The following is a 26,406-nucleotide window of genomic DNA, read 5'->3' as shown; positions in this document are numbered from 1 at the left end:
CGCACGCGGTGTCCGGGCCCCGTGCGTGCGGCCGCCGGTGCGCTCGTGCCGGGGCCGCTGTCAGTGGAGTCTGGTAGGAATTTGGCTGTGAGCAGCGAAAACGAGCGATCCGAGGACCCCGGGGGCGGGGCCCCGGAGCAGCTTGCGCTGATTCGGGAGACGGTACGGAAGGCGAAGGTGCCGCGGGCCAAGCCGCGGACCTGGCGCGGCGCCGCACTCGCCAAGGAGCTGCCCGTCGCCCGGGTGCTGGTCAACAAGGGCGTGCTCCATCTCGACCAGTACTTCGACTACGCCGTCCCCGAGGAGCTCGACGCCGACGCACAGCCCGGGGTGCGGGTGCGGGTGCGATTCGGGGCCGGGGCGCGCAATGTCCGCGGCGGCCGCCGCGAAGGCGGCGGGCTGATCGACGGGTTCCTCGTGGAGCGGCTCGCCGAATCGGACTACCCGGGTGCCCTCGCCGCGCTCGCCAATGTCGTATCCCCCGAACCGGTGCTGGGACCGGAGCTGCTCGCCCTCTCGCGGGCCGTCGCCGACCGTTACGCGGGCAGCCTCGCCGATGTGCTGCAGCTCGCCGTGCCGCCCAGGAACGGACGGGCCGAGGCCAAGCCCTCGCCCGAGCCGCTGCCCCCGCCACCCGCCCCGGCGGCGGGGAGCTGGGAGAGATACGCACAGGGACCCGCGTTCCTGCGGGCACTGGCCGAGGGCGGTGCACCCCGGGCCGTTTGGACGGCGCTGCCCGGCCCGCACTGGCCCGAGGAGATCGCCAGGGCCATGGCCGCGACCCTCGCCTCCGGGCGCGGCGCACTCGTCGTCGTGCCCGACGGCCGGGCCGCCGGCCGGGTGGATGCCGCGCTCACCGAACTGCTCGGCCGGGGCCGCCACGCCCTGCTGACCGCCGACTCCGGACCGGAGAAGCGGTACCGGGAGTGGCTCGCCGTGCGGCGCGGCTCCGTGCGGGCCGTCGTCGGGACGAGGGCCGCGATGTTCGCCCCCGTCGCCGATCTCGGCCTGGTCGCCGTCTGGGACGACGGGGACTCCAGCCACAGCGACGACAACGCCCCCTTCCCGCACGTCCGGGAGGTGCTCGAACTACGGGCCGCGTACGGCCGGTGCGCGTTCCTGCTCGGTGGTACGAACTGCACCGTGGAGGCCGCCCAGCTGGTGGAGAGCGGCTGGGCGCTCCCGCTGCGGGCGGACCGGGAACAGCTGCGGATGGCGGCGCCCCTGGTGCGTACGGTCGGCGACGGGGAGCTGGCCCGGGACGGGGCCGCGCGGGCGGCCCGGCTGCCCAGCCTGGCTTGGCAGACGGTACGGGACGGGCTGCGCGAGGGCCCCGTCCTGGTCCAGGTGCCGCGCCGCGGATACGCGCCCCGCCTCGCCTGCGAGCGCTGCCGTGAACCCGCTCGGTGCCGGCACTGCGCCGGCCCGCTCCAGGCACCGGATCAGCGGGATCTCGACTGCGCCTGGTGCGGACGGGCCGAGACCGCCTGGCACTGCGTCGCCTGCGGCGGGGGCCGGTTGCGGGCCCAGATCGTCGGCGCCCGTCGCACCGCCGAGGAGCTCGGCCGGGCGTTCCCGGCCGTGCCGGTCCGGACGTCGGGCCGCGACCACATCCTGGACTCGGTGCCGGACGTGCCCGCACTGGTCGTCAGCACCCCGGGCGCCGAACCCGTCGCCGAGGGCGGCTACGCGGCCGCGCTGCTGCTGGACGGGTGGGCGATGGTCGGCCGCCCCGACCTGCGGGCCGGCGAGGAGGCGCTGCGCCGCTGGACGGCCGCGGCCTCGCTGGTGCGGGGGCAGCCGGAGGGCGGCACGGTGTTGATCGTTGCCGAGCCGACCCTGCGGCCGGTGCAGGCACTGGTGCGCTGGGACCCGGTCGGGCACGCCCGCCGCGAGCTGGCGGAGCGGGCCGAGCTCGGCTTTCCGCCGGTGTCCCGGATGGCCTCGGTGACCGGTTCGCCGGAGGCGCTCGCCGCGTTCCTCACGGCCGCCGAACTGCCGCCGGACGCCGAGGTGCTCGGCCCGGTCCCGGCGCCGGGCGCCGAACCCGGCAGGCCCCGCAGGCCCGGGGACGCACCGCCGGGGGAGTCGTGGGAGCGGGCCCTGCTCAGGGTGCCTCCGGGGAGCGGGGCGGCGCTGGCGGCCGCGTTGAAGGCGGCGCAGGCGGCGCGGCTGGCCCGGGGGAGCGGTGAGCAGGTCCGGATCCGGGTGGATCCGCCGGACATCGGGTGACGGCGGGGGCGGGACCGGGGGAGGAGACGCGGCTGCCCCGCCGGGCGTCGGGCGCGGCGGGGCAGGAGGCGGGGTGGCGCGGTCAGCCGTTGCGTGGGCCGGGGAAGGCGCCCGGGCGCAGGTCCTCGCGCAGTGACGGGCGGTCCACCGACGGCTGCGGAGGCATGGAACGTGCGGCGGGCACGGCGGGCAGCGGCGGCGTACCGGAGGAGGAGCCGGGTGCCATGGGCAGGGGGTGTGCCACCGCGGTCTCCGCGGCGGCCTCGGCCGCAGCCCCCGGCTGGGGGGCGTTGCGGCGGGCGCCGTAGCGGCGGTGCACCGCCTGCTTGGTGACCCCGAGCGCGGAGCCCACCGCGTCCCAGGAGAAGCCCAGCGAGCGGTCGAAGTCCACTGCCGCGGTGACCAGGGTCTCGACGCTGTCGCGCAGCTCCTGGGCCAGTCTGACGGTGGGGGCCGGGGCCCGGCCGTAGACGACGAAGCCCGTGGACGGGCCGGAGCGGCGCGGACGGTAGACGTTGCCCAGTTGGGCGGTGAGCGTGCGCAGCGCGTCCACCTGCCGCCGGACCCGCTCGATGTCCCGCACCAACAGATGCAGGCTGGCCCTCGCTTGGGCGTCGTGGGTTGCGTGGTCGGCCATGAAGAAGCCTCTCGAACCGGCGTTGAAAGGGATCGGGCCGCATCGTGGCGGCTCGCTTCGGTCAATCTCTCTTGACCAACGCATCAGCTGTGGATCTGGTCACGCTGGAGGGGCGCGTACGCATATCCAAGGGGCGCGCAGTGGTGCGTACGCCCCCCGGGCGCCCGGCCCCTAGACTTGGACCGACCGGCGCATGGGGGCGGCGTCGCGGGGTTGGGCACGCACACCTGCGGCGTTGTCGTCCATCACCATGGCGCGCGATGCCGCAATCCTCCGTCCTGCAGCTGCACGTACCCAGCCCCGCCCTTCTCCCGCCCCACGCGCGCCGGTCGCTCCCATGTGTTGCTCGTCACCGTACGTTTCGGCCTGAGAGGCAGTCAGCCACCCATGAAGCTCGTCTTCGCAGGCACCCCCGAGGTAGCCGTACCCGCCCTGGACGCCCTGATCGCCTCCGGCCGGCACGAGGTGGCCGCCGTCGTCACCCGGCCCGACGCCCCCGCCGGGCGAGGCCGCCGGCTGGTCGCCAGCCCCGTCGCCGAGCGGGCAGAGGAGGCCGGGATCGAGGTGCTCAAGCCCGCCCGCCCGCGCGACGAGGACTTCCTGGCGCGGCTGCGGGAGATCGCCCCGGACTGCTGTCCCGTCGTCGCCTACGGGGCGCTGCTGCCCAGGACCACACTCGACGTACCCGCCCGCGGCTGGGTCAACCTCCACTTCTCGCTGCTGCCCGCCTGGCGCGGCGCGGCCCCCGTCCAGCACGCGATCATGGCCGGGGACGAGGTGACCGGAGCGTCGACCTTCCTGATCGAGGAGGGGCTCGACTCCGGCCCGGTGTACGGCGTCCTCACCGAAGAAGTGCGGCCCACCGACACCAGCGGAGACCTGCTCACCCGGCTGGCGTTCGCCGGTGCGGGGCTGCTCGTAGCGACCATGGACGGCATCGAGGACGGCACGCTGCACGCCGTGCCGCAGCCCGCCGAAGGCGTCACCCTCGCACCGAAGATCACCGTCGAGGACGCCCAGGTGCGGTGGTCCGCCCCCGCCCTGCGGGTCGACCGGGTGGTGCGCGGCTGCACACCCGCTCCGGGGGCGTGGACGCTGTTTCGCGGGGAACGGCTGAAGCTGATCCAGGCGGTGCCCGTACTGGACCGCGCCGACCTGGCCCCCGGCGAACTGTCGGCGGCCAAGAGCAACGTGTACGTGGGCACCGGATCGCACGCCGTCGAGCTGCTCTGGGTCCAGCCGCAGGGCAAGAAGCCGATGCGGGCCGCGGACTGGGCCCGCGGGGTGCGCATCGTCCACGGCGAGCTGCTGGGGATCTAGCGCCATACGGACCGGGGCGGCGACGTAGGCTGGGAGGGTTCGCCCTCTCACCATCAGCGGAGCACCTTTCACGTGAACGACCAGCAGCGTCGCCGTCCCGCCAAGCCGCATCGCCGGCCCAAGAAGGACCCCGTCCGGTTCCTCGCCTTCGAAGCGCTCAGGGCCGTCGACGAACGCGATGCGTATGCCAACCTCGTCCTTCCCCCGCTGCTGAAGAAGGCCCGGGCCAAGGGCGACTTCGACAGCCGGGACGCGGCGCTGGCGACCGAGCTGGTCTACGGGACCCTGCGCCGCCAGGGGACGTACGACGCGATCGTCGCCGCCTGCATCGACCGGCCGCTGCGCGAGGTCGACCCGCCGGTCCTCGATGTGCTCGACATGGGCGTGCACCAGCTGCTCGGCACCCGCATCCCCACCCACGCCGCCGTCTCCGCCAGTGTGGAGCTGGCCCGGGTGGTGCTCGGCGAGGGGCGTGCCAAGTTCGTCAACGCCGTCCTCCGGAAGGTCTCCGCGGACGATCTCGACGGCTGGGTGGCGCGCGTCGCCCCGTCGTACGACGAGGACGCCGAGGACCACCTCGCGGTCGTGCACTCGCATCCGCGGTGGATCGTGTCCGCCCTCTGGGACGCACTGGGCGGCGGCCGCGCCGGGATCGAGGACCTCCTCGAAGCGGACAACGAACGGCCCGAGGTCACGCTGGTCGCCCGCCCCGGCCGCTCCACCACCGATGAGCTGCTCACCGCACTCGGCGACGGGAACGGCCTGCCCGGCCGCTGGTCGCCCCATGCCGTACGGATGGGCGAGGGCGGCGAGCCCGGCGCCCTCACGGCCGTGCAGGAGGGCAGCGCCGGAGTCCAGGACGAGGGCAGCCAGCTGGTGGCCGCCGCCCTCGCCAACGCGCCGGTGGAGGGCAGCGACACCCGCTGGCTCGACGGCTGTGCCGGGCCCGGCGGCAAGGCCGCCCTGCTCGCCGCCCTCGCCGCCGAACGCGGCGCCGCCCTGCTCGCCGCCGAGAAGCAGCCGCACCGGGCCCGCCTCGTCGAGCGCGCGCTGGCCGGCAACCCCGGCCCGTACCAGGTGATCGTCGCCGACGGCACCCGCCCGCCGTGGCGGCCCGGTGCCTTCGACCGGATCCTGATGGACGTGCCGTGCTCGGGACTCGGCGCGCTGCGCCGCCGCCCGGAGGCCCGCTGGCGGCGCCGCCCGGAGGACCTGGAGAGCTTCGCACCGCTGCAACGCGGGCTGCTGCGCGAGGCGTTGAAGGCGGTACGGGTCGGCGGCATCGTCGGATACGCGACCTGCTCGCCGCATCTCGCGGAGACCCGGGTCGTCGTCGAGGACGTGCTCAAGGGGCGGGGCGGAGAGCCGGTCGAGGCGGAGTGGGTCGACGCCCGCCCGCTGATGCCCGGCGTGCCCGCGCTCGGCGACGGCCCCGACGTCCAGCTGTGGCCGCATCTGCACGGCACGGACGCGATGTACCTGGCACTGCTGCGGCGCACCGCCTGACGGGTCCGACCCGGGCGGAAACGCCCGGATCGCGCGGAGTGGGCGGTCCGGATCGAGCGAACTGTAATGATCCCGTGAGGCTTTGGCCCGCACCGGGGCGGGGAAGTGGCGCGGAGCATGGCACGCTTGGCACATGGCCCAGATCAGCCCCAGCATCCTGTCCGCCGATTTCGCCCGTCTCGCCGAGGAGGCGAAGGCGGTCGAAGGCGCCGACTGGCTCCACGTCGACGTGATGGACAACCACTTCGTGCCCAATCTGACGCTCGGCGTGCCGATCGTGGAATCGCTCAGCCGGGCCACGGACACCCCGCTCGACTGCCATCTGATGATCGAGGACGCGGACCGCTGGGCGCCGCAGTACGTCGAGGCGGGCGCCGGTTCCGTCACCTTCCACGTCGAGGCGGCGGCAGCGCCCGTACGGCTGGCGCGGGAGATCCGGGCCAAGGGCGCCCGCGCCTCCATGGCGCTCAGGCCCGCGACGCCCATCGAGCCGTACGAGGACCTGCTCCCCGAGCTCGACATGCTGCTGATCATGACGGTGGAGCCGGGCTTCGGCGGCCAGGCGTTCCTGGACATCATGCTGCCGAAGATCCGCCGCACCCGTGAGCTGATCTCCAAGCACGGCCTCGAACTCTGGCTCCAGGTCGACGGCGGCGTCTCCGAGTCCACCATCGAGCGGTGCGCCGAGGCCGGTGCCGACGTATTCGTCGCGGGTTCGGCCGTGTACGGGGCCACGGACCCGGCCGAAGCGGTGCGCGCACTGCGGGCCAGGGCCGACGCGGCCACCGCATCGGCGGCCTGGGCGTGCGGCCACTGAACCCGGAAGCGGAGCCGGCAGCCGCTCCGGCCCCCGATTGCGGGTCGGCCCGGCCAAGGGCAGATGAACGTGGTCCGACGGGACCGATCAAGGATCGCCGGATCTGACAGGATGAACGGCGTATCGAGAGTGTGAACAGCAGTGAGGAGATCGCGGTGTCTGCAATGTCGGCGGGCCGGTCCGCCCTGCGGATGGGGCCCGCGGAGCTGGTGCAGGCGGCGGCCATGGCCCGCCGCTTCTACCTCGAAGGAAAGTCGAAGATCCAGATCGCCGAGGAGTTCGGCGTCAGCCGCTTCAAGGTGGCCCGGGTCCTGGAGACGGCACTGGAACGCGACCTCGTGAGGATCGAGATCCGGGTCCCCGCCGAGCTGGACGCCGAGCGCTCCGACGCGCTCCGGGCCCGCTACGGGCTGCGTCACGCGGTCGTCGTCGAATCCCCCGCGGAGGAGCAGGACGACGCACCCGACCCGGAGAACCTGGGGGAGGTCGCGGCCGATCTCCTGGGCGAACTGGTGAACGAGGGCGATGTGCTCGGCCTGGCCTGGGGCCGTTCCACGATCCACATGGCGGCGGCCCTCGACCGGCTGCCGCCGTGCACGGTCGTGCAGCTCACCGGGGTGTACGACGCGGGGACGGCCGAGCGCGGATCGGTCGAGGCGGTCCGCCGGGCCGCCCAGGTGGCCGGCGGTGAGGCCCACCCCATCTACGCCCCGATGCTGCTGCCCGACCCGGCCACGGCCGCCGCGCTGCGCCACCAGACCGGTATCGCCCGCGCCTTCGAGTACTTCGACAAGGTGACGGTCGCCGCGGTGTCCATCGGCTCCTGGGAGCCGGGCATCTCCACCGTGCACGACATGCTGACGGACGAGGAGCGTGCGCACTACGCGTCGCTCGGCGTCGCCGCCGAGATGTCCGCGCACCTCTTCGACACGGAGGGACGCCGGGTCGGCCGGGACCTGGGGGAGCGCTGCATCACGGTCGAGGCCGACCGGCTGCGCCGGATCCCCGAGGTGGTGGCGATCGCGGGCGGCCAGCGCAAGGCCGCGGCGATCGGGGCGGTGCTGCGGTCCGGTCTGGTCACCAGCCTGGTGACGGACACGGCGGCGGCGGACTACCTGCTGACCGAGTCGGCGGTGCCGCGGCGGCCGGCGCTGGAGCGGTCGGATCCGGACGGCGTCCGAGCGGGTGCGGGCGACGGTGACTGATACCGGGTCCGCCCGGTGGTCGTTCCGTCCTCGGACGCCGGACGGGCTCGCACGGGCCGGGACGCGGCCGAGCCGTGCGGGTGACGGCGAGTGAACCGCCCGGACAGCGGGTGCGCTGCCCGGGCGTTGTCCGGCCCGGCGGTTCAGTCCTGGGCCACGCCCAGGACCGTGGCCTCCAGGTACTGCTCCGGCTCCTCGTACTGGCTCACATCGGCCGGGTCGTAGCGGGGGGTCTGCCGGGACCAGTCCAGGTTGCCGCGCATCCAGCTCCGCATCCCGTCCAGGTACGGCGTGAGCATCCAGGACAGCTGCGGGTACGCGGCCAGCAGCTCGGTCTCGGCGGCGAGGAACCGCTCCGTCTCCGTGGCGATCTCCGCGCAGACGTGTTCCAGCGCCTGCTGCTTGCCGTAACCGCGGTGGTGGCGGACCAGGTGGACGAGATTGTGGATCTCGCCGAGCACCTGCTCCTTCTCGTAGGAGTACACATCGTTGGCCCAGCACACGACGTTGCACGAGGCTTCCAGTGCGGTGATGAACCGGGAGTCGTTGTGGATCGACTCGGGCGCCTCGATCCCGGCCACGATCTCTATCAGGTCCATGCAGACATGTATCGCGCCGGTGTGGCGGCGCTTGGCGATGTACGTCTCCTCGGGCGGCACCACACCCGCGGCCCGGTTCCCGGCCTCCCAGGTGGTGGCCGTCGTGAGATACGTGATCAGGTGCCGGCCGAACCGGGCGCGCCAGTGCGGGGCCGCGGTCGGCGTCGTCCGTTCCCACAGATCGACCAGGGCGACCACGGCGGCGGGGAGCTCCTCGTCCGCCCGGCCGCCCGTACCGTTGCCCTCGATCACGGACCGCATCACCGCGACCACGTCCCGCACCCGCTCCGGGCTGCGGCCGAGATGACCGTCGTCGAGCTGGTCGTCGACGAGAAACAGCCACACGAACCAGTCGGCGACGAGGTCGAGATTCTTGCCGCCGGCGGTCGGGTACACCATGCCGACGAACGCCCCGAAGTCAGCCTGCTCGAAGCGTTCCCTGGCTGAAGCGCGGTGCACCAGACCGGTGTTGCGGATCCAGTCGTCGAGATGGACTCTGGCGTGCCCGACGTGCGGATTCGTGCGCTGGGGAACGGGCAGTAGATGTCCGGCAGTTCGCTCTCCACGGGTGGGTCGTGATCCTCTCCGGTCGTACGGGTGACGGAAGTTGTGACCCTTCCGCATGTTCCTCCGGGGCGACGTGGCGACCCACGGGACCTGCGGATTTTGAAGCCAGCTGACCCCTTGTTGCCAGGTCCAGGGAAGGTGATCGCGAATGATTCGGACGCAGCTCGGGTAGGGTCCGTCGGCACGGCAGGTTCCACCTGCCCGGGACTCCCGCCCGGTTCCTTGGGGGAACGTACGAACGCGGGGGGTATTTGCTGTGCCTTCGTGGAGGCGACCTGCTCCGTTTCGTGTGAAAAAATGAGTGTTATGCGTTTTCTTGAGCCCGGCACCGGTCGCCACACAGACTCCCCCTCGGTCCCGTACGACCTCACGTACGACGACGTCTTCATGGTCCCGGGCCGTTCGGCGGTCGGATCCCGCCAGGGTGTCGATCTCTCCTCGCCCGACGGCAGCGGCACCACCATCCCCCTCGTCGTGGCGAACATGACGGCCATCGCGGGCCGCCGGATGGCCGAAACGGTCGCCCGCCGCGGCGGGCTCGTGGTCATCCCGCAGGACATCCCGATCGAGGTCGTCGCCGACGTCGTCTCCTGGGTGAAAACGCGCCATCTGGTGCTCGACACGCCGATCGTGCTGGCCCCCGGCCAGACGGTCGCCGACGCCCTGTCCCTGCTGCACAAGCGCGCGCACGGCGCCGGTGTCGTCGTCGACGAGGAGCAGCGGCCCGTCGGCGTCGTCACCGATCACGACCTGACCGGCGTCGACCGCTTCACCCAGCTCTCCGAGATCATGTCCAGGGACCTGGTGCTGCTCGACGCGGACATCGACCCGCGCGACGCGTTCAACAAGCTCGACGGCGCCCACCGCAAGCTCGCCCCCGCGGTCGACGCGGACGGGCGGCTCGTCGGCATCCTCACCCGGAAGGCCGCACTGCGCGCCACCCTGTACACCCCGGCCACCGACGCCGGCGGCAAGCTGCGGATCGCCGCCGCCGTCGGGATCAACGGCGATGTCGCGGGCAAGGCCAAGCAGCTCCTCGACGCGGGCATCGACACGCTCGTCGTGGACACCGCCCACGGCCACCAGGAGTCCGTGATCAACGCGGTCCGGGCCGTTCGCGGGCTCGACCCGCAGGTGCCCGTCGTCGCGGGCAACATCGTCGCCGCCGAGGGCGTGCGCGACCTCGTCGAGGCCGGCGCGGACATCATCAAGGTCGGTGTCGGACCGGGCGCCATGTGCACCACCCGGATGATGACGGGCGTGGGGCGGCCGCAGTTCTCCGCCGTCCTGGAGTGCGCCGCCGAGGCGAAGAAGTACGGCAAGCACGTCTGGGCCGACGGCGGTGTCCGCCACCCGCGCGATGTCGCGATGGCACTCGCCGCGGGTGCGTCCAACGTGATGATCGGCTCCTGGTTCGCCGGTACGTACGAGTCGCCCGGCGACCTCCAGCAGTCCGCCGACGGCCGCTTCTACAAGGAGTCCTTCGGCATGGCGTCCGCCCGCGCCGTGAAGAACCGTACGTCGGAGGAGTCGGCGTACGACCGGGCCCGCAAGGCGCTCTTCGAGGAGGGCATCTCCACCTCGCGGATGTTCCTCGACCCGGCCCGGCCCGGCGTCGAGGACCTGATCGACTCGATCATCGCGGGCGTCCGCTCCTCCTGCACCTACGCCGGTGCGGCCTCCCTGGAGGAGTTCGCCGAGAAGGCGGTCGTCGGGGTGCAGAGCGCCGCCGGTTATGCCGAGGGCAAGCCGCTGCACGCCAGCTGGAGTTGATCCCGTAATCCCGCAACACCGTTGCCCCTCACGGCCGTTCGAGCCGTGGGGGGCAACGGCGTTTCCGGGTGTCCTCGCGGGTGGCACGGATGTCCGATTCCGACCCCCGGATACCGCCGTGATCCGCCTCAACCTCGTTGGAATGTAAGTAATATGAAGCCCAATCAGCCGCCCGTTCCTCTGTGGTAAGGGATCTCATGTCCTTCTTCACCGATCTGGCCCATCAGTACATCGACGGCGAGTGGAGGCCGGGCAAGGGGTCCTGGGACATCATCGACTTCAATCCGTACAACGGGGAGAAGCTCGCCTCGATCACGGTCGCCACGGCCGACGAGGTGGACCAGGCCTACCGGTCCGCCGAGGCCGCGCAGCGGGCGTGGGGCGACACCAACCCGTACGCCCGGCGGCTGGTGCTGGAGCGGGCGCTGCGCGTCGTCGAGGAACGCGAACCCGAGATCAGTGACGCCATCGTCGCCGAACTGGGCGGCACCCGGCTGAAGGCGGCCTTCGAACTGCATCTCGCCAAGGAGTTCCTGCGGGAGTCGATCCAGCTCGCGCTGCGGCCCACCGGACAGATTCTGCCCTCGCCGACCGAGGGCAAGGAGAACCGCGTCTACCGGGTGCCCGCCGGTGTCGTGGGCGTCATCAGCCCGTTCAACTTCCCGTTCCTGCTGTCGCTGAAGTCCGTCGCTCCCGCCCTGGCGCTCGGCAACGCGGTGGTGCTCAAGCCGCACCAGAACACCCCGGTCTGCGGCGGCACGCTGGTGGCGAAGGTGTTCGAGGAGGCGGGGCTGCCGGCCGGTCTCCTGAACGTCGTGGTCACCGACATCGCCGAGATCGGTGACGCACTGCTGGAGCACCCCATTCCGCAGGTCATCTCCTTCACCGGTTCGGACAAGGTGGGACGGCACGTCGCCACGGTGTGCGCGGCGAACCTCAAGCGTGCCGTGCTCGAACTCGGCGGCAACAGCGCGCTCATCGTCCTCGACGACGCCGATGTGGACTACGCCGTGGACGCGGCCGTCTTCAGCCGGTACGTGCACCAGGGCCAGGTCTGCATGGCCGCGAACCGGATCCTGGTCGACCGGGCGGTGGAGAAGGAGTTCACCGAGAAGTTCGTCGCCAAGGTCGCGTCGCTGCGGGTCGGTGACCCGGCCGACCCGGAGACCGTGATCGGCCCGCTGATCAACTCCTCGCAGGCCGAGGCCATTTCCACGCTCGTCGACCAGACCGTCGAGGCCGGTGCGACCGCCCTGCTGCACGGCCGGGCCGACGGCAACCTGGTGAGCCCGTCCGTGCTGACCGGGCTGGCCGCCGATTCCCCCGTCCTCTCCCAGGAGATCTTCGGGCCGGTCGCACTCCTCGTGCCGTTCGACGGTGACGACGAGGCGGTACGGATCGCCAACGACACCCCGTACGGCCTGAGCGGTGCGGTGCACACCGGCGACATCGAGCGCGGTGTACGGATCGGGCAGCGCGTCCACACCGGCATGATCCACATCAACGACGGCACGGTCCACGACGAGCCGATCGTCCCGTTCGGCGGCGAGAAGAGCTCCGGCCTCGGCCGCCTGAACGGCGATTCGATGGTCGATGCCTTCACCACGCAGAAGTGGATCTCGGTGCAGCACGGCCGCTCGCAGTTCCCGTTCTGACCGGTCACCGGCTGCGGTGAGCGCGCCCTGCGGGGCGGCGCCATGGTCTACTTCGGGGGCGGCTTCTGCCGCCCCCGACACCGGCCATCGCAGAGAAGTGAACCGCCCGAAGTGCGCCTGAACGACCTCGACGAACGCATCGTCCACGCCCTCGCCGAAGACGCCCGGCGCTCCTACGCGGACATCGGCGCGATCATCGGCCTGTCCGCGCCCGCCGTGAAGCGCCGGGTGGACCGGCTGCGCGCCGAGGGCGCGATCACCGGCTTCACGGTGCGGGTGGACCCGGCGGCGCTGGGGTGGGAGACCGAGGGGTTCATCGAGATCTACTGCAGCCGGAACACGTCGCCGGAGGCGATCAAGCGGGGGCTCGCCCGGTATCCGGAGATCGCCTCGGCCTCCACGGTGACGGGGGAGGCCGACGCGATCGTGCAGGTCTTCGCCGCGGACATGCGCCACTTCGAGCAGGTGCTGGAACGGATCGCGGGCGAGCCGTACGTGGAGCGGACGAAGTCCGTGCTGGTGCTTTCGCCGCTGCTCAGGCGGTACTCGTCGGGGGCGCCCGAGTAAAGGTGCCGGGCGGGCGTCCGGTGGCTGCTCCGTCCTCGATCGCCGGACGGGCTCGATGTGCCGGGCGGCCTTGATCTGCCGGGCGGGCCGAGACCTGTGTCACCTGCTTGACCTGCGAAGACGTCGAGCGCAATGAATCGCCGCCACCGGCCGTCGGCGCGCAATGGATCGATGGTGTGCGCGCAACGGTCGCGCCTTGTCGGGCCCGCGCGGTGGACCGTACCGTCTAGGAGGATCCTGGAGATCTTGGCCGGGCCAAGATCTTCAGCACTCTCCTACGTCCCCGCCCCGCCCGCACCGTCCGAGGTCAGCCATGCCGCCGTTGCGCACCGCCCTGCTCCAGAGCTCCGGACGACCCGGGCACGTGGACGAGAACATCAAGGTGCTCGACGGAGCGGCGCAGCGGGCGGCGGACGCCGGGGCCCGGCTGCTGGTCTGCCCCGAGCTGTTCCTGACCGGGTACGCGATCGGGGCCGATGTCCCCCGGCTGGCCGAGCCGGCCGACGGTCCTTCCGCCCGGGCGGTCGCCGAGATCGCCGCACGCTCCGGGCTCGCGGTCCTCTACGGCTACCCGGAGCGCGCGGGCGAGGATATCTTCAACGCCGCACAGCTCATCGGGCCGGACGGCGCGGCGCTCGCCAACTACCGCAAGACCCACCTCTTCGGCTGCTTCGAGCAGGAGTGGTTCACCCCGGGCGAGCAGCCCGTCGTCCAGGCCGAACTCGACGGCGTCCGGATCGGGATCATGATCTGCTACGACGTCGAGTTCCCGGAGAACGTCCGTGCGCACGCCCTCGCGGGCACCGGTCTGCTGCTGGTGCCCACCGCGGTGATGCACCCCTTCCAGTTCGTCGCCGAGTCCGTCGTGCCGGTGCGCGCCTTCGAGAGCCAGCTGTACGTGGCGTACGTCAACAGGACCGGCCCGGAAGGCGAGTTCGAGTTCGCCGGGCTGAGCTGCCTGGCCGGTCCCGACGGCACCGTCCGCGCCCGCGCCGGACGTGGTGAGGAGCTCGTCATCGGTGAGGTCGACCCCGCGTTCCTGAGCGCTTCGCGCGCCGCCAACCCGTATCTGCGCGACCGCCGCCCCGGTCTGTACGGCTCCCTCGTCTGAGCCCGTCGCCCCCGTTCCGTCCTTTTGCGCAAGGAGTCCGTACCCCATGACGTCCACGGTGCCCAACGCCGTCCAGCACACCGACGCCACCGAGCCGATCACCATGTTCGGGCCGGACTTCCCCTACGCGTACGACGACTTCCTGGCGCACCCCGCGGGCATCGGGCAGATACCGGCGACCGGGCACGGCACCGAGGTCGCCGTCATCGGGGGCGGGCTCTCCGGCATCGTCGCCGCGTACGAGCTGATGAAGATGGGGCTCAGGCCCGTCGTCTACGAAGCGGACGAGATCGGCGGCCGGCTGCGTACCGTCGGATTCGACGGCTGCGGTCCCGAACTCACCGCCGAGATGGGCGCGATGCGTTTCCCGCCGTCCTCCACCGCGCTCCAGCACTACATCGATCTGGTCGGTCTGGAGACGAAGCCGTTCCCCAACCCGCTCTCCCCGGCCACCCCGTCGACCGTCGTCGACCTCAAGGGCGCCTCGCACTACGCGCGGACCGTCGACGATCTGCCGCAGGTCTACCGCGAGGTGATGGACGCCTGGAACCGGTGTCTGGAGGAGGGCGCGGACTTCTCCGACATGAACCGGGCGATGCGCGAACGCGATGTGCCGCGCATCCGGGAGATCTGGGCGGAGCTCGTCCACAAGCTCGACAACCAGACCTTCTACGGATTCCTCTGCGACTCCGACGCGTTCAAGTCGTTCCGCCACCGGGAGATCTTCGGCCAGGTCGGCTTCGGCACCGGCGGCTGGGACACCGACTTCCCCAACTCCATCCTGGAGATCCTGCGCGTCGTCTACACCGAGGCGGACGACCACCACCGGTCCATCGTCGGCGGCAGCCAGCAGCTCCCGCTGCGGCTCTGGGACCGCGAACCGCGGAAGATCGTCCATTGGCCGCTCGGCACGTCGCTGTCCTCGCTGCACGGAGGCGAACCGCGCCCCGCCGTGACCCGGCTGCACCGCACCGCCGGAAACCGGATCACCGTCACCGACGCCACCGGCGACATCCGCACCTACCCGGCCGCCATCTTCACCGGGCAGTCCTGGCTGCTGCTTTCGAAGATCGACTGCGACGACGCGCTCTTCCCGATCGACCACTGGACGGCGATGGAGCGCACCCACTACATGGAGTCGTCGAAGCTGTTCGTCCCCGTCGACCGGCCGTTCTGGCTGGACAAGGCCGTCGACGGCAGGGGGGTGCCGACCGGGCGGGACGTCATGTCGATGACGCTCACCGACCGGATGACCCGGGGGACGTATCTCCTGGACGACGGCCCCGACCGCCCCGCCGTCATCTGCCTCTCGTACACCTGGTGCGACGACAGCCTGAAGTGGCTGCCGCTCTCCCCGAACGAGCGCATGGACGTCATGCTCAAGTCGCTCGGCGAGATCTATCCGGGCGTCGACATCAGGAAGCACATCATCGGCAACCCGGTGACGGTCTCGTGGGAGAACGAGCCCTATTTCATGGGGGCGTTCAAGGCCAACCTGCCGGGCCACTACCGCTACCAGCGGCGGTTGTTCACCCACTTCATGCAGGACCGGCTGCCCGCCGACCGGCGGGGGCTGTTCCTCGCGGGCGACGACATCTCCTGGACGGCCGGATGGGCCGAGGGCGCCGTACAGACCGCGCTCAACGCCGTCTGGGGCGTGATGACCCAGTGCGGCGGCGCGACTGATGCGACGAACCCCGGCCCCGGCGATGTCTTCGACGACATCGCCCCGGTCGAACTCCCGGAGGACTGAGACCGGTTCGGTGCTACGCGGGTCGGCAGACGCTGCGCTGCCGGCCCAGGCCCGAGATCTCGACCTCCATCACATCGTCCGGACCCAGGTAGGGGAAGCGGCCGGACAACGCCACACCCTGCGGAGTACCGGTGTTGATGACGTCGCCGGGCTCCAGCACCAGGTACTGCGACAGATGGTGCACCAGATGCGCCACGCTGAAGATCATGTCCGCGGTGCTGGAGTCCTGCCGCGGTTCCCCGTTGACGTAGCTGCGCAGCCGCAACTGCTGCGGGTCACCGACCTCGTCGGCCGTCACCAGCACCGGGCCCAACGGGTTGAACGTGGCACAGCTCTTGCCCTTGGACCACTGACCGCCCGACTCCTCCAGCTGGAAGGCGCGCTCGGAGACGTCGTTGCTGACGGCGTAGCCCGCGATGTGCGCGGCGGCGTCGGCGGGGGAGTCCAGGTAGGAGGCGCGGCGGCCGATGACGACGGCCAGTTCCACCTCCCAGTCGGTCTTCTTCGAGCCGCGCGGGATCAGCACGTCGTCGTACGGGCCGACGATCGTGTTCGGCGACTTGTAGAAGAGGATCGGCTGCTCGGGCGGCTCGCTGCCCGATTCCGCCGCGTGGGCCGCGTAGTTCTGGCCGATGCAGAGCAGCGCGGAGGGCCGGGCCACCGGGGCGCCGACCCGCTGACCCGTGATGTCGATTGCGGGGAGCGCCGGCTCGGCGGGGATCAGGCGCGGATTGTCGGCGAGCGCGGCGAGGAACGCGCCGTCTATGTCGGCGGTGATGCCGGACAGGTCGTGGTGCCGGCCTTCGGGGCAGATGGCAATGGGGCGCTCATGGCCCGGTTCGCCGATGCGCATCAGTCGCATGAGGGGAACTCTCCTGACAGGTGAAGGGGTTGGGGGTGCGGCCGTTCCGGTCTTAGACCGACCGGCAAATGGAGGGCGGCGTCGCGGGGCTGGGCACGCACATCTGCCGCGTTGTCGTCAATCACCATGGCTCCGCCATGCCTCAATCCTCCGCCTTGCAGCTGCACGCACCCAACCCCGCTCCTTCTCCCACCCCCCATTTGCCGGTCGGTCTTAGTGCAGACGGGTGAGGGCGTCGGCGGTGACGGCGTGGACCGGGGGGCGTCCTACGAGCAGCCGCAGCACCTCGTTGACGGCGCTCATGCCGAGCCGCTGCCGGCATTCGACGCTGCCCGCCGCCTGGTGCGGGGTGAGCAGCACGTTCGGCAGGGAGCGGAACGGGTGGCCGGCGGGCAGCGGCTCGGCGTCGAAGACATCGATCGCCGCGTCCAGCCGGCCCGACGACACCTCGGCGAGGAGCGCGCCCTCGTCGACCAGCCATGACCTGGCGGTGTTCACCAGGCCCGCCCCGTCCGGCATCAGCGCCAGCTGCTCGGCGCCGATCATCCGACGGGTCTCCTCGGTGACCGGCGCGTGCACGGCGACGATCCTGCTGTGCGACAGCAGCGTCCGAAGCGGTACGGACTGCACGCCGAGCGCCTCGGCGTCCGCATCGGAGAGGTACGGGTCGGTGACACTCACCCGCGCCCCCATCGCCCGGACCAGGGCGATGTAGGCGCGCCCGGTGCGGGAGGCGCCGATCACGCCGATGTCGCTGCCGTGGATCTCGTGGCGCGGCGGGGCCTCGCTCGCCGCCGCCCACTCCAGCCCGCCGCGCAGCGCGTGGTCGAAGCGCTGGATGCGGTGGAGCAGCGAGAGCGTGAACGCGAGCGCCACCTCGGCGACCGGGCGGGCCATCTCGTCCCCGGCCTGGGTCACCAGGATGCCCCGCCGGAACACCTCCTCGGTGACATAGGGGGCGACCGCCGAACCGGTGTGCGCCACCAGCTCCAACCGGTCGGCCGAGGCGAGGAGTCCGGCGTCCACCCTGGGCGCGCCCCAGGAGGTGATCAGCGCCCGGGCCCCGGGCAGCGCCGCCGTCACCGCCGCCCGGTCGCGGTGGTCGTCCAGGACCGTCAGCTCCGCCGCCCGCTCCAGCTCCCGCCACACCTCGGCGGTGAAGAACTGGGCCCGCAGGCGCGGCGGTACGGCGACGACCACCCGGGAACGGTCGGCAGGATCAGGACAGCCAGGCATCGAGGTGCTCCGCAACGAAGGCGTCATCGGTCAGCCAAGGGTAGGCCGCGGCCACCCGGCTGATCTCCTGCGCCTGTCCGGGGGAGAGCGTCTCGGCCGGGTCCAGGCACCGGATGTTCGCCAGCAGTCCCTGGCGGTGCAGCACTTCGTGCACCCCGGCGATGCAGCCGCGGAACGCGCCGCGCACATCGAAGACCGCGCTGTTGGCATCGGTCAGCTCGGAGCGGCGCGCCAGGCAGCGCACCATCGCCTGGTGGTCCCCGCCGCGCGCCTTGCGGACGTCGTCGAGGAGGGTCACCGCGGAGCTCGTCCACACGGCCCACTGGCCGAGGAGGCCGCCCGCGAACCAGCGCGGTGTGCCGCCCGCCGTCTCGTACGGGGTGAGCAGATCACCGATGATGTCGTCGTCGTTGCCCGTGTACAGCGCCACCTCGTCGGCGCGGTCCGCGGCGGCCACCGCCCGTACGACATCGGCGGTGCGGTACCGGTCGAACGGGGCGATCTTCACCGCGACCGTGTTCGGCAGATCGGTGAACGCGGACCAGAAGCCCGGCGACAAGTACCGTCCGCCGACGGCCTCCTGGAGATAGAAGCCGATCACCGGCAGCACCTCGCCGACCGCCCGGGCCCGTTCCAGCAGACCCTTCTCGTCCGCACCGGGCACGGCCGGGCTGAGCAGCACCGCGTCGTAGCCGAGCCCGGCGGCGGTCTCGGCCTCGGCGACGGCCTGCGCCGTGTATCCGCAGGCCCCGGCGACCTTGATGAACGGGCGGCCGGCCTCGGCGTCGATCGTCTCGGCGGCGAGCTCCAGAACCGGCCGGAACAGTCCGACCTCCGGCTCACGGATCTCGAACTGGGTGGTGTGTACGGCGACGGCGACCCCGCCCGCGCCCGAGGCGAGGTAGTAGCGGGTCAGCGCACGCTGCCGGCGCTCGTCGAAGGAGCCGTCGGCGTGCAGGGCCAGCGGGTGCGCGGGGATCACGGCACCGTGGGCGAGTGCGTCCAGCGCGCCGGACCGGGCGGGGGCGGACGGGAGGGAGGGAGTGGACATGGGGTGGATCAGAACCTTCCGTCACGGACCTGGAACCTGGTGGGCTTGCCGGACAGCGGCAGCCCGCGGCGCAGCCAGTCGGCCTGCCACTCGACGAGGGTGCGCAGAGCGACATCCGGGTACCCGAAGAGAGCATGGCAGCGGCTCGCGTCGGAGAGCAGCGCGGTCGGCGCCTCCTCGCCCTCGAAGACGGGCTCCTTGCCGAACTCCTCGCCGAACCACTGGGCGATGCGGCGCACCGAGGCGGTCTCCGGGCCGGTGAGGTTGAGGGTGAACGCCTCGCCGTCGGTGGCGTGCAGCAGCGAGCGCAGGGCGACCTCGTTGGCGTACCCCTGCCACACCACATTGGCATGACCGGTCGTCACATCGACGGGCTCGCCCGCCTGTACGCGGTAGGCGATGTCGGCGAGGACGCCGTAGCGCAGGTCGACCGCGTAGTTGAGGCGGATGTTGGCGACCCTGGTGCCACGGGTCAGCGCCGCGTGGCCGAAGATCCGCTCCCGGCCCAGGCACGACATGGCGTACTCGCCGACCGGGCCGACCGGGTCGGACTCGGTGCAGCCGCCGGAGGAGACCGGCACCAGCGGGTACACATTGCCGGTGGAGAACGCGGCGATCCGCGAATCCGGCCAGCGGCGCGCCACCCGGTCCGGCAGCGCGGCGTTCACGGCCCAGGCGTGCGAAGGCGCCCCGGCGGAACCGAACTTGGCGCCGACCATGAAGATCACGTTCCCGGCGTCCGGCAGTTCGGCCGGATCGGCGGCCGGGTCCATCAGGTCGAAGGCGACGGTGGAGACCCCGGCGGTCTCCAGCTCGTCGGCTGCGGACCTGTCGGACCAGCGGGAGACCGCGTACACGGTCACATCCGTACGGCCCGCGGCGTCCAGCGCCCGGCGGGCCAGCCGGCACAGGCTGGGGCCCATCTTGCCGCCCGCGCCGAGCACCAGCAGATCGCCTTCGAGCCGGCCGAGGTCGGCGACGAGCGCGGGGGAGGGGGTGGCGAGCCGCTCTTCGAGAGCGGCCTCATCGGTGAACATTCGTTGCTATCCCTTGATTCCGGACGCGGTGACGCCCTCGGTGAAGTAGCGCTGGCCCACCATGTACGCGGCGAAGATGGGCACGAACGCGATGACGGAGCCGGAGAGCACCACATTGAGCGGCACGTTCTGCTGCTGGAGCGAGGCGATGCCGACAGTGAGGGTGCGCATGTCGGTGGACTGGCCGATGACCAGCGGCCACAGGAAGTCGTTCCAGTGCCACAGGAAGACGAAGACGCCGAGCGTGGCGAGGATCGGCTTCAGCAGCGGCAGCACGATCCGGTAGAAGATCTGCCACTCGTTGCAGCCGTCGAGCCGGGCCGCCTCGAAGAGTTCGTCCGGCAGCCCCTGGATGAACTGGCGCATCAGGAAAACCGCCTGGGCGTTGGCCAGGGTCGGCACGATCAGACCCCAGTACGTGTCCACGCCGCCCAGCTTCGCGATCATCGCGAACGTCGGGATCATCGTGACGTGGTACGGGACCATCACCATCGACAGGAACGACCAGAACATCGTCTCCCGGCCCGGGAAGCGCTTCTTGGCGAAGGCGTACCCGGCGAGCGAGGCGAGCAGCAGCACGCCGACGACCGAGACGACCGAGTAGAGCAGGGTGTTGACCAGCCAGCGCGGCACGTCCTGGGAGTTCATGACGGTGCCGTACGCCTCGCCGGTCAGCGGCCACGGCAGCAGACTGCCGGGGAACTCGACCGCCGCGGACGGCTTCAGCGAGAGCACGACCATCGCGTAGAACGGGAAGATCGTCACGATCGCGGCCACCGTCAGCAGCGCGGCGCGCGCGATCCGGCCGGCCGGGGTGGCGCGCATGCCGTGCGGCACGGTGTCCTGCTCCGAGAGCTTGCGCAGCTTGCGTTCGGCCCGGCGCGCGGCCCGGTCGGGCGCCGCGGAAGCCTTGCTCGCCGCAGGGGTCTCGGTCTCTACGGGTGCTGCGGTCATGGTCACTGGTCCTTCCCGATCACGAGCCGCTGGATCATGGCGACGACCACGGTCAGCACGAAGAGCGCGACACCGATGGCGGAGGCGTAACCCAGGTCGAAGTACTTGAAGCCCGCGTCGTAGAGCTGGAAGACGAGCGTGTAACTGGCGTTTGCGGGGCCGCCGCCGGTCATCGTGTAGACGGCGTCGAAGACCTGGAACGAGGCCGTCGTCTCGATCACCGCGAGGAAGAACAGGGCCGGCTTGAGCTGCGGCAGCACGATGTACCGGAACCGCTGCCAGGGGCCCGCGCCGTCGGTGAGCGCCGCCTCCTCCAGCTCCCGCGGGATGTCCTGCATCCGGGCCAGCAGGATGAGCATCCCGTACCCGAAGCGGGACCACACGCCGACGATCGCGAGCGCCGGCAGCACCAGCACGTCGTCCGAGAGCCAGGAGCCCTCGGACATGCCGAACCAGCCCATCAGCGTGGACCACGGGCCGCCGGTCGAGAAGATCCAGACGAAGACGGTCGCGGCCAGCACCAGCGAGGTGACGACCGGCAGGAAGAACACCGAGCGGAAGAACTTCGCGCCGCGGAACGCGCGGCGGGTGATCAGCGCCAGGGACACCGACGCGATGAGCGTGCCCGGCACGGCGAGCACGGTGTAGAGGACCGTGACCTTCAGCGCCTGCCAGAACAGCGGGTCGTCCCACAGGCGGGTGAAGTTGTCCAGTCCGACGAAGCTGCCGCCGCCGGTCAGGGAGTAGTCGGTGAAGCTCATCAGCACACCGGCGAGACCCGGGCCGAACCGGAAGGCCAGGAAGAGCAGGAAACACGGAAGGACGAAGAGCAGGCCGATCCGGGCTTCGCGGCGCGCCTGCGGCCCGCTGCGACGGCCCCGGCGGCGGGTGGGTTCCGCGACGACTGCCACGGGGATCTCCTTGCGGTACGGGGGAATTGCGGGAGGTCGGGGGGAATCCCCCCAGGGGTGCGGGGCCGGGGTCCGGGTGCGGCCGGACCCCGGCCCCGCACGTGATCAGCGGCCGAGCATCGCCTGCGCGGCCTTCTGCGCGGCGTTCAACGCCTCCTGCGGGCTCTTCTTGCCCAGCAGCGCCGCCTGGATCTCCGGTGCGAGCACGCCCTGGACCTCACGGGCCTTGTCCTGGAGCGGGCCCACGGTCATGCTCGGCAGCGTCGCGCCGACGGCCGTCTGCAGCGCGTCGCCCGGGTACAGGTCGCCACCGGACTTGCGGGCCGGGAAGTAGCCCGCGGCCTTCTGCAGACCGGCCGCGTTCTTCGACTCGGCGACGAAGTTCAGCCAGTCGCCGGTGTTCTTCTTGTCGGCGCCCTTCAGCATCGACAGGGCGCCCACGGTGCCGTAGCCGACCGACTTGACGTCCTTCAGCGGCGGCTGGACGACGATGTTCTCCTTGCCCCAGAACGGCTCGACGTCGGCCGGGGTGTTCTGCCAGGTGCAGGCGATCTTGCCCTTGGCGGTCGGGGTCTGCTCCAGCTTGGGCGTGGTGGTGACCAGGTCCTTGTCGGTGTAGCCGCCGTCGACGAGAGTCTTCAGGTACGTCAGGGCCTTGACGCCGGCCGCGTCGTTGAAGGTGACGTTCTTGCCGTCCTCGGAGAAGACGTCGCCGCCGGCCTGCCACAGCAGCGGGTAGAAGGTCATGTTGAGCGTCTGCTGGGTGTCGCCGTAGTAGGTGGTGGCGTGGTAGCCCTTCTTCTTCAGCTTCGGGGCCAGCGCCTGAAGGTCCGCCCAGCTCGTCGGGTAGCTCTTCTCACCGATCGCGGCGAACACCCGCTTGTCGCAGATCAGCGGGTTGGCGCTGGTCAGGATCGGGGTGGCGAGGGCCTTGCCGTCGACCGTGACGGACTTCAGCGCGAAGTCCGTGTAGTCCGACGTGGCGTCCGCGGGCATGTAGTCGTCGGCCGGGATGGTGCTCTTGGCGTACTTCGGCAGCTGGTCCGGGATCAGGTAGACCGCGTCGGGACCCTTGCCGGAGGCGATCGCGGTGGCCAGCGCGGTGTCGCGGTTGGCCCACGGGAAGGTCTCCACCTTCACCTTGACGCCCGAGTGCTCCTTCTCGAACGCCTTGATGAGACCGTCCCAGTACGCCTTGTTCTTGGCCTCGTCGAAGATGACCGGGTAGGTCCACATGGTCACGGTGTTGTCGTCGCTGCCGCTGCCGGAACAGCCGGCCAGCACACCGGCGGCGAGCGCGGTGGCCAGGACGGGCGCGGCGACGGCACGGACTCTGGAACGGCGGGTGAGAAGACGGGACATGAGGTGGTCCTCCGAGGACGTGAGGGTGGGGCCGGGAAAGGGGGGTGTCACTGGGCCGGGACCGTCTGCACGGTGCCGGTGTGCCGGGCACGTTCGGCGGCGAACGCCGCGAGATGACTGCCGAGCGAGGTGGCGGGACCGGAGCGGACGGCCCCGGCGTCGCCGGTGGCGACGGCGGTGACGAACGCCTCGACGAGCGCGGCGTCCCCGCCGCCGTGCCCGTCGGCCGCGTTCGAACCGGACGCGCCGAGTTCATGGACGGTGGACTCACCGGTCCGGAAGTCCTGCACGGTGACCCGCTCACCGTCACCGATGAGCCAGCCGTGCGAGCCGAAGATCCGGGTCTGCCGGTGCGTCTGCTCGGTGAACGCCACCATCTGGAAGGTCGCGGTCACCCCGTCCGTCAGCTGCATCGCGAGGACCTGGTGGTCGACCACGTCGTTGTCGCTGCGGTACGCGCAGACCCCGTACGGCCCCTCGCGCAGCGCCTGCACCAGCCCGGCCTCGTCGGTCGCCTCCGTGACATGGGTGACCGGCCAGACCGCACCCTTCTCGCGCAGCGTCGGCATGTACAGCTTCAGCGCGCTGTACGGGCAGCCGGACTCGGCCGCACAGTCGAGGCAGCGGTCGGCCGACCCGGCCGGGGCGTTCTCCGGCCGGAAGTGCTTCAGCCCGCCGAAGCTCGTGACCTGTTCGATCCGGCCGCCCAAGACGTACGTGATCCAGTCCAGGTCGTGGCAGGACTTGGCGAGCAGCATCGGGGAGGAGTCCTTCTCGCTGCGCCACGGCCCGCGCACATAACTGTGGGCGTAGTGCCACCAGCCGACCGGCTCCAGATGATCGAGGGAGACCAGCTGACCGAGCACGCCGGAGTCCACGACCTCCTTCACCAGGTCGGTGTACCGGGTGTACCGCATGACGTGGCACACCGCGAAGAGGACTCCGGCCCGCTCCACACCCTCGACGATCCGCCGGGTCTCGTCCTCGGTCGGGGCGAGGGGCTTCTCGGCGAGGATCGCGTATCCGGCCTCGGCCAGGGCCAGCACCGGCTCCACGTGGAAACGGTCCTGGGTGGCGACGACGACGGCGTCGGCGATGCGGTTGTCGACGAGCGGACGCCAGTCGTCGAACTCGACGGGCGCACCGGCGGCGGCCCGCGCCGCGGGGCGCGGATCGGCGACGGCGACGAGTTCGGCGCGCTCGGGGTGCGCCTTGATCCACTCGGCGTACGTCAGACCGCGGTTGCCGGCGCCGACGAGCGCGACCCGTACGGGCCGGCCGGTGATCGGGGTATGCGTGGACACGGGGAATCCCTGGTGCTCGATGGGTTGGGGCCTTTCGTTCGGATCAGGCCGGATCGGAGAGCGGGGTCTGGTGCGTGCGATCGCAAGGCGGAGGAGGCAGTCAGATGGGGCCTCCCCTGCCCGAGCGGAGCCGAGAGCTTGGGGAAGGAGCCATGACGACCGACGACAACGCCGCGAGCGTGCGTGCCGGACCCCGCGAGCCCGGCATGATCCGAACGAGAGGTCCCAAGGTGGTCAGAAGCGCAGCGTGGCGGCGGTGTGGGCGACGCGGTCGCCCTCGTCCGGCAGCGCGGTGCGCTCGGTGCCGTCCTCGACGCAGCCGGTGTGCAGCAGATGGCTGGCGGTGCCGCCGAACGCCGCGGGCCGCAGTTCGAGCCGGCCGCCGGTGAAGGTGGAGCCGGTGGCCCGGTAGCGGTTGGGGCCCTCGGCGACCAGCACATGGGCGGTGCCCTTGGGCGCGGTCGAGTCGAGGCCGGTGAGCTGCCAGTCGACGGTCCGTGCGGAGCCGGTACGGGCGAGCAGGGCGCCGTCCTTGTTGGTGCCGGACAGACGTGTGCCGTCGATGCGCAGCCGCTGGTCCTTCGCCGAGGTCAGCTTCAGTCCGGTGTCGCGGAGTTCGCCGCCGAGGACGGTGACGTCGGCGTGTGCGAGCGAGACCGGGGCGGTGTCCTTGGAGCCGGTCAGCGTGCACTGGTCGATGACGAGCGGCCCGGTGCCGTTGAAGACCGCGCCGTCGACGCCCTTCAGCGTGTTGCGCTGGAGGGTGAGGGGGACGGTCACATTGGCCTGGGTTATCTCCGCGCCCGCCGCGAAGGCGAACGAGGAGTCGGCGATCACATTGGGGCGGGCGGACAGGTCCGAGGCCCGGGAGACGATCAGCGGACCGGTGGCCGTACAGCCGCGCATCTGCACCCCGTCGGCGTTGACCCAGAGCATGCCGGAGCCGGCCAGGGACTTCTTGCCGATGACCAGGACGTCCTCCAGCGTCAGATCGGTGATCTTGACGCGGGCCACGAACCAGGAGCAGGCGTGCCTGCGAACAGTGATCCGCTTGGCCCTGCCGCCCCAGGCGGCACCGGAGTTGGCGAACGTCATCAGGCCGGAGTTGCCGGTGTAGACGAGGTCGTGCTCGAACTGTCCGTGCGTCACGAACGGGCCCTCGTCGTCACCGTCGCCGTGGCAGTTGGTGACGTAGCAGTAGGCGGAGGCCGTGAAGTCGTTGAGATGACGGGCGTTGGAGGTGTGACAGTCCTCGACGTGCCCGTACAGGCAGTAGATCTGCTGGGTGAGATAGCCCGCGCCGCCGTACGTGACGGACTTGGGGTTGGTCAGCGAGCACTGCTCGGTGCGGTAGTACGTGCACCAGCGGCGCATTACCACCGGCCAGAAGGTGCCGATGGCCTCGATCCCGGAGACGTCGCAGCGCACCGCGTACTCGTACGCGACCGGGTGCGAGCCGGTCATCTCGTCCTCGCCCCAGCCCTCGAAGACGAGGTTGCGGACATGGGCGCGGTCGACGGGCTCGACGCGGGTCCAGGTGAGGGTGCGGCCGGCGGCCAGGTCCCAGCCGATCTGGTAGTTGACCCGGATGTGCGTCGCGTCGACGACATCGGTGACCTGGACGAGACGCTGGATCTCCTTCTCGTACTTCCCCGACAGGGCGTTGATCTCCACGGCCCACCACTGGCCGACGGAGAACTTCGCCGAGTCGCCGACCTCGAAGAGATCCGAGAGATCCGGCATCGCCGCGCTCAGCGCGTGTTCGACGGTGGTGTCGGTGACGGTGCCGCGGAAGGAGAGGACGGCGCCGAAGGGGTTGTCGTGGGTGTTCTTCTCGATGCCTTCGGTGCGTATGCGGTGGCCGCCGAAGTCGAGTTCGATGTTCGAGCGGTTGAAGAGGTGGCGTTTGGTGAAGAGGAGGTCGGTGTGGGCTTCGATGCGGTGAAT

General features: G+C 71.3%; 20 protein-coding genes and 1 pseudogene. 10 read left to right on the top strand and 11 right to left on the bottom strand.

Features of this window, described 5'->3' with window-relative positions; all coding sequences use genetic code 11:
* Positions 1–87 precede the first annotated feature (87 nt).
* Positions 88–2,232, top strand: coding sequence for a primosomal protein N' (locus ACFVV1_RS29785; RefSeq protein ID WP_389995432.1), 2,145 nt, complete (start codon positions 88–90; stop codon positions 2,230–2,232).
* Positions 2,233–2,314: 82 nt separating this feature from the next.
* Here the strand turns inward: ACFVV1_RS29785 and ACFVV1_RS29780 are convergent, their stop codons facing one another.
* Positions 2,315–2,869: a hypothetical protein gene (locus ACFVV1_RS29780; RefSeq protein WP_389995429.1), complete on the bottom strand. Its 555-nt coding sequence runs from the start codon at positions 2,867–2,869 to the stop codon at positions 2,315–2,317.
* 387 nt (positions 2,870–3,256) lie between these two features.
* Between ACFVV1_RS29780 and fmt the strand changes: the two genes are divergently transcribed.
* From fmt to ACFVV1_RS29760, 4 genes are all read left to right on the top strand, one after another.
* The gene (fmt, locus tag ACFVV1_RS29775) at positions 3,257–4,189 is read left to right on the top strand and encodes a methionyl-tRNA formyltransferase (protein ID WP_389995426.1); all 933 of its coding nucleotides are present in this window, start codon (positions 3,257–3,259) and stop codon (positions 4,187–4,189) included.
* 72 nt (positions 4,190–4,261) lie between these two features.
* Positions 4,262–5,695: an RsmB/NOP family class I SAM-dependent RNA methyltransferase gene (locus ACFVV1_RS29770; protein ID WP_389995423.1), complete on the top strand. Its 1,434-nt coding sequence runs from the start codon at positions 4,262–4,264 to the stop codon at positions 5,693–5,695.
* A 133-nt stretch (positions 5,696–5,828) separates the two neighbouring features.
* The gene (gene rpe / locus ACFVV1_RS29765) at positions 5,829–6,512 is read left to right on the top strand and encodes a ribulose-phosphate 3-epimerase (protein WP_389995420.1); all 684 of its coding nucleotides are present in this window, start codon (positions 5,829–5,831) and stop codon (positions 6,510–6,512) included.
* 164 nt (positions 6,513–6,676) lie between these two features.
* The gene (locus ACFVV1_RS29760) at positions 6,677–7,717 is read left to right on the top strand and encodes a sugar-binding transcriptional regulator (protein ID WP_389995710.1); all 1,041 of its coding nucleotides are present in this window, start codon (positions 6,677–6,679) and stop codon (positions 7,715–7,717) included.
* A 143-nt stretch (positions 7,718–7,860) separates the two neighbouring features.
* Here the strand turns inward: ACFVV1_RS29760 and ACFVV1_RS29755 are convergent.
* Positions 7,861–8,882 (bottom strand): annotated as a pseudogene (locus tag ACFVV1_RS29755) (terpene cyclase).
* A 307-nt stretch (positions 8,883–9,189) separates the two neighbouring features.
* Between ACFVV1_RS29755 and ACFVV1_RS29750 the strand changes: the two are divergent.
* The 5 genes from ACFVV1_RS29750 (at position 9,190) to ACFVV1_RS29730 (ending at position 15,742) form a co-directional block, all read left to right on the top strand.
* Entirely contained in the window at positions 9,190–10,656 is a 1,467-nt protein-coding gene (locus ACFVV1_RS29750; RefSeq protein ID WP_389995418.1) for a GuaB1 family IMP dehydrogenase-related protein, read from the top strand.
* A 197-nt stretch (positions 10,657–10,853) separates the two neighbouring features.
* Positions 10,854–12,311 carry an aldehyde dehydrogenase family protein gene (locus ACFVV1_RS29745; RefSeq protein WP_389995415.1) on the top strand — a complete coding sequence of 486 codons (1,458 nt, stop codon included), beginning with the start codon at positions 10,854–10,856 and terminating at the stop codon, positions 12,309–12,311.
* 111 nt (positions 12,312–12,422) lie between these two features.
* A complete protein-coding gene (locus tag ACFVV1_RS29740; protein ID WP_384456719.1) occupies positions 12,423–12,878 on the top strand; it encodes an Lrp/AsnC family transcriptional regulator in 456 nt (151 codons plus the stop codon).
* A 313-nt stretch (positions 12,879–13,191) separates the two neighbouring features.
* Positions 13,192–13,989, top strand: coding sequence for a carbon-nitrogen hydrolase family protein (locus tag ACFVV1_RS29735; protein ID WP_389995411.1), 798 nt, complete (start codon positions 13,192–13,194; stop codon positions 13,987–13,989).
* Between the two features lie 46 nt (positions 13,990–14,035).
* A complete protein-coding gene (locus ACFVV1_RS29730; protein ID WP_389995408.1) occupies positions 14,036–15,742 on the top strand; it encodes a flavin monoamine oxidase family protein in 1,707 nt (568 codons plus the stop codon).
* Between the two features lie 13 nt (positions 15,743–15,755).
* Here ACFVV1_RS29730 and ACFVV1_RS29725 read toward each other — a convergent pair whose 3' ends face one another.
* From ACFVV1_RS29725 to ACFVV1_RS29685, 9 genes are all read right to left on the bottom strand, one after another.
* On the bottom strand, positions 15,756–16,604 hold the full coding sequence (locus tag ACFVV1_RS29725) for a fumarylacetoacetate hydrolase family protein (protein ID WP_389995406.1): 849 nt from the start codon (positions 16,602–16,604) through the stop codon (positions 15,756–15,758).
* 213 nt (positions 16,605–16,817) lie between these two features.
* Positions 16,818–17,840 (bottom strand): hydroxyacid dehydrogenase, encoded by a 1,023-nt coding sequence (locus ACFVV1_RS29720; protein WP_389995403.1) that lies wholly within the window; start codon positions 17,838–17,840, stop codon positions 16,818–16,820.
* Positions 17,824–18,891: a dihydrodipicolinate synthase family protein gene (locus ACFVV1_RS29715; RefSeq protein ID WP_389995400.1), complete on the bottom strand. Its 1,068-nt coding sequence runs from the start codon at positions 18,889–18,891 to the stop codon at positions 17,824–17,826. Before ACFVV1_RS29715 ends, ACFVV1_RS29720 begins: the two co-directional genes overlap by 17 nt.
* Positions 18,892–18,899: 8 nt before the next feature.
* Positions 18,900–19,928: an NAD-dependent epimerase/dehydratase family protein gene (locus ACFVV1_RS29710; protein ID WP_389995397.1), complete on the bottom strand. Its 1,029-nt coding sequence runs from the start codon at positions 19,926–19,928 to the stop codon at positions 18,900–18,902.
* Between the two features lie 6 nt (positions 19,929–19,934).
* Positions 19,935–20,882: a carbohydrate ABC transporter permease gene (locus ACFVV1_RS29705; RefSeq protein ID WP_389995394.1), complete on the bottom strand. Its 948-nt coding sequence runs from the start codon at positions 20,880–20,882 to the stop codon at positions 19,935–19,937.
* 2 nt (positions 20,883–20,884) lie between these two features.
* Positions 20,885–21,793 (bottom strand): carbohydrate ABC transporter permease, encoded by a 909-nt coding sequence (locus ACFVV1_RS29700; protein WP_389995391.1) that lies wholly within the window; start codon positions 21,791–21,793, stop codon positions 20,885–20,887.
* A 105-nt stretch (positions 21,794–21,898) separates the two neighbouring features.
* On the bottom strand, positions 21,899–23,155 hold the full coding sequence (locus ACFVV1_RS29695; RefSeq protein WP_389995388.1) for an extracellular solute-binding protein: 1,257 nt from the start codon (positions 23,153–23,155) through the stop codon (positions 21,899–21,901).
* Positions 23,156–23,202: 47 nt separating this feature from the next.
* Positions 23,203–24,459 carry a Gfo/Idh/MocA family protein gene (locus tag ACFVV1_RS29690; protein ID WP_389995385.1) on the bottom strand — a complete coding sequence of 419 codons (1,257 nt, stop codon included), beginning with the start codon at positions 24,457–24,459 and terminating at the stop codon, positions 23,203–23,205.
* A gap of 234 nt (positions 24,460–24,693) precedes the next feature.
* A partial coding sequence (locus ACFVV1_RS29685; RefSeq protein WP_389995382.1) for a peptidase C14 occupies positions 24,694–26,406 on the bottom strand: 1,713 nt, incomplete at its 5' end.

Origin of the sequence: Streptomyces sp. NPDC058092 (genome assembly GCF_042884935.1) — a bacterium.
Lineage (GTDB): Bacteria > Actinomycetota > Actinomycetes > Streptomycetales > Streptomycetaceae > Streptomyces.
The sequence above is the reverse complement of the archived record's forward strand: the minus strand, read 5'-3'. Positions and strand labels throughout refer to the sequence as shown.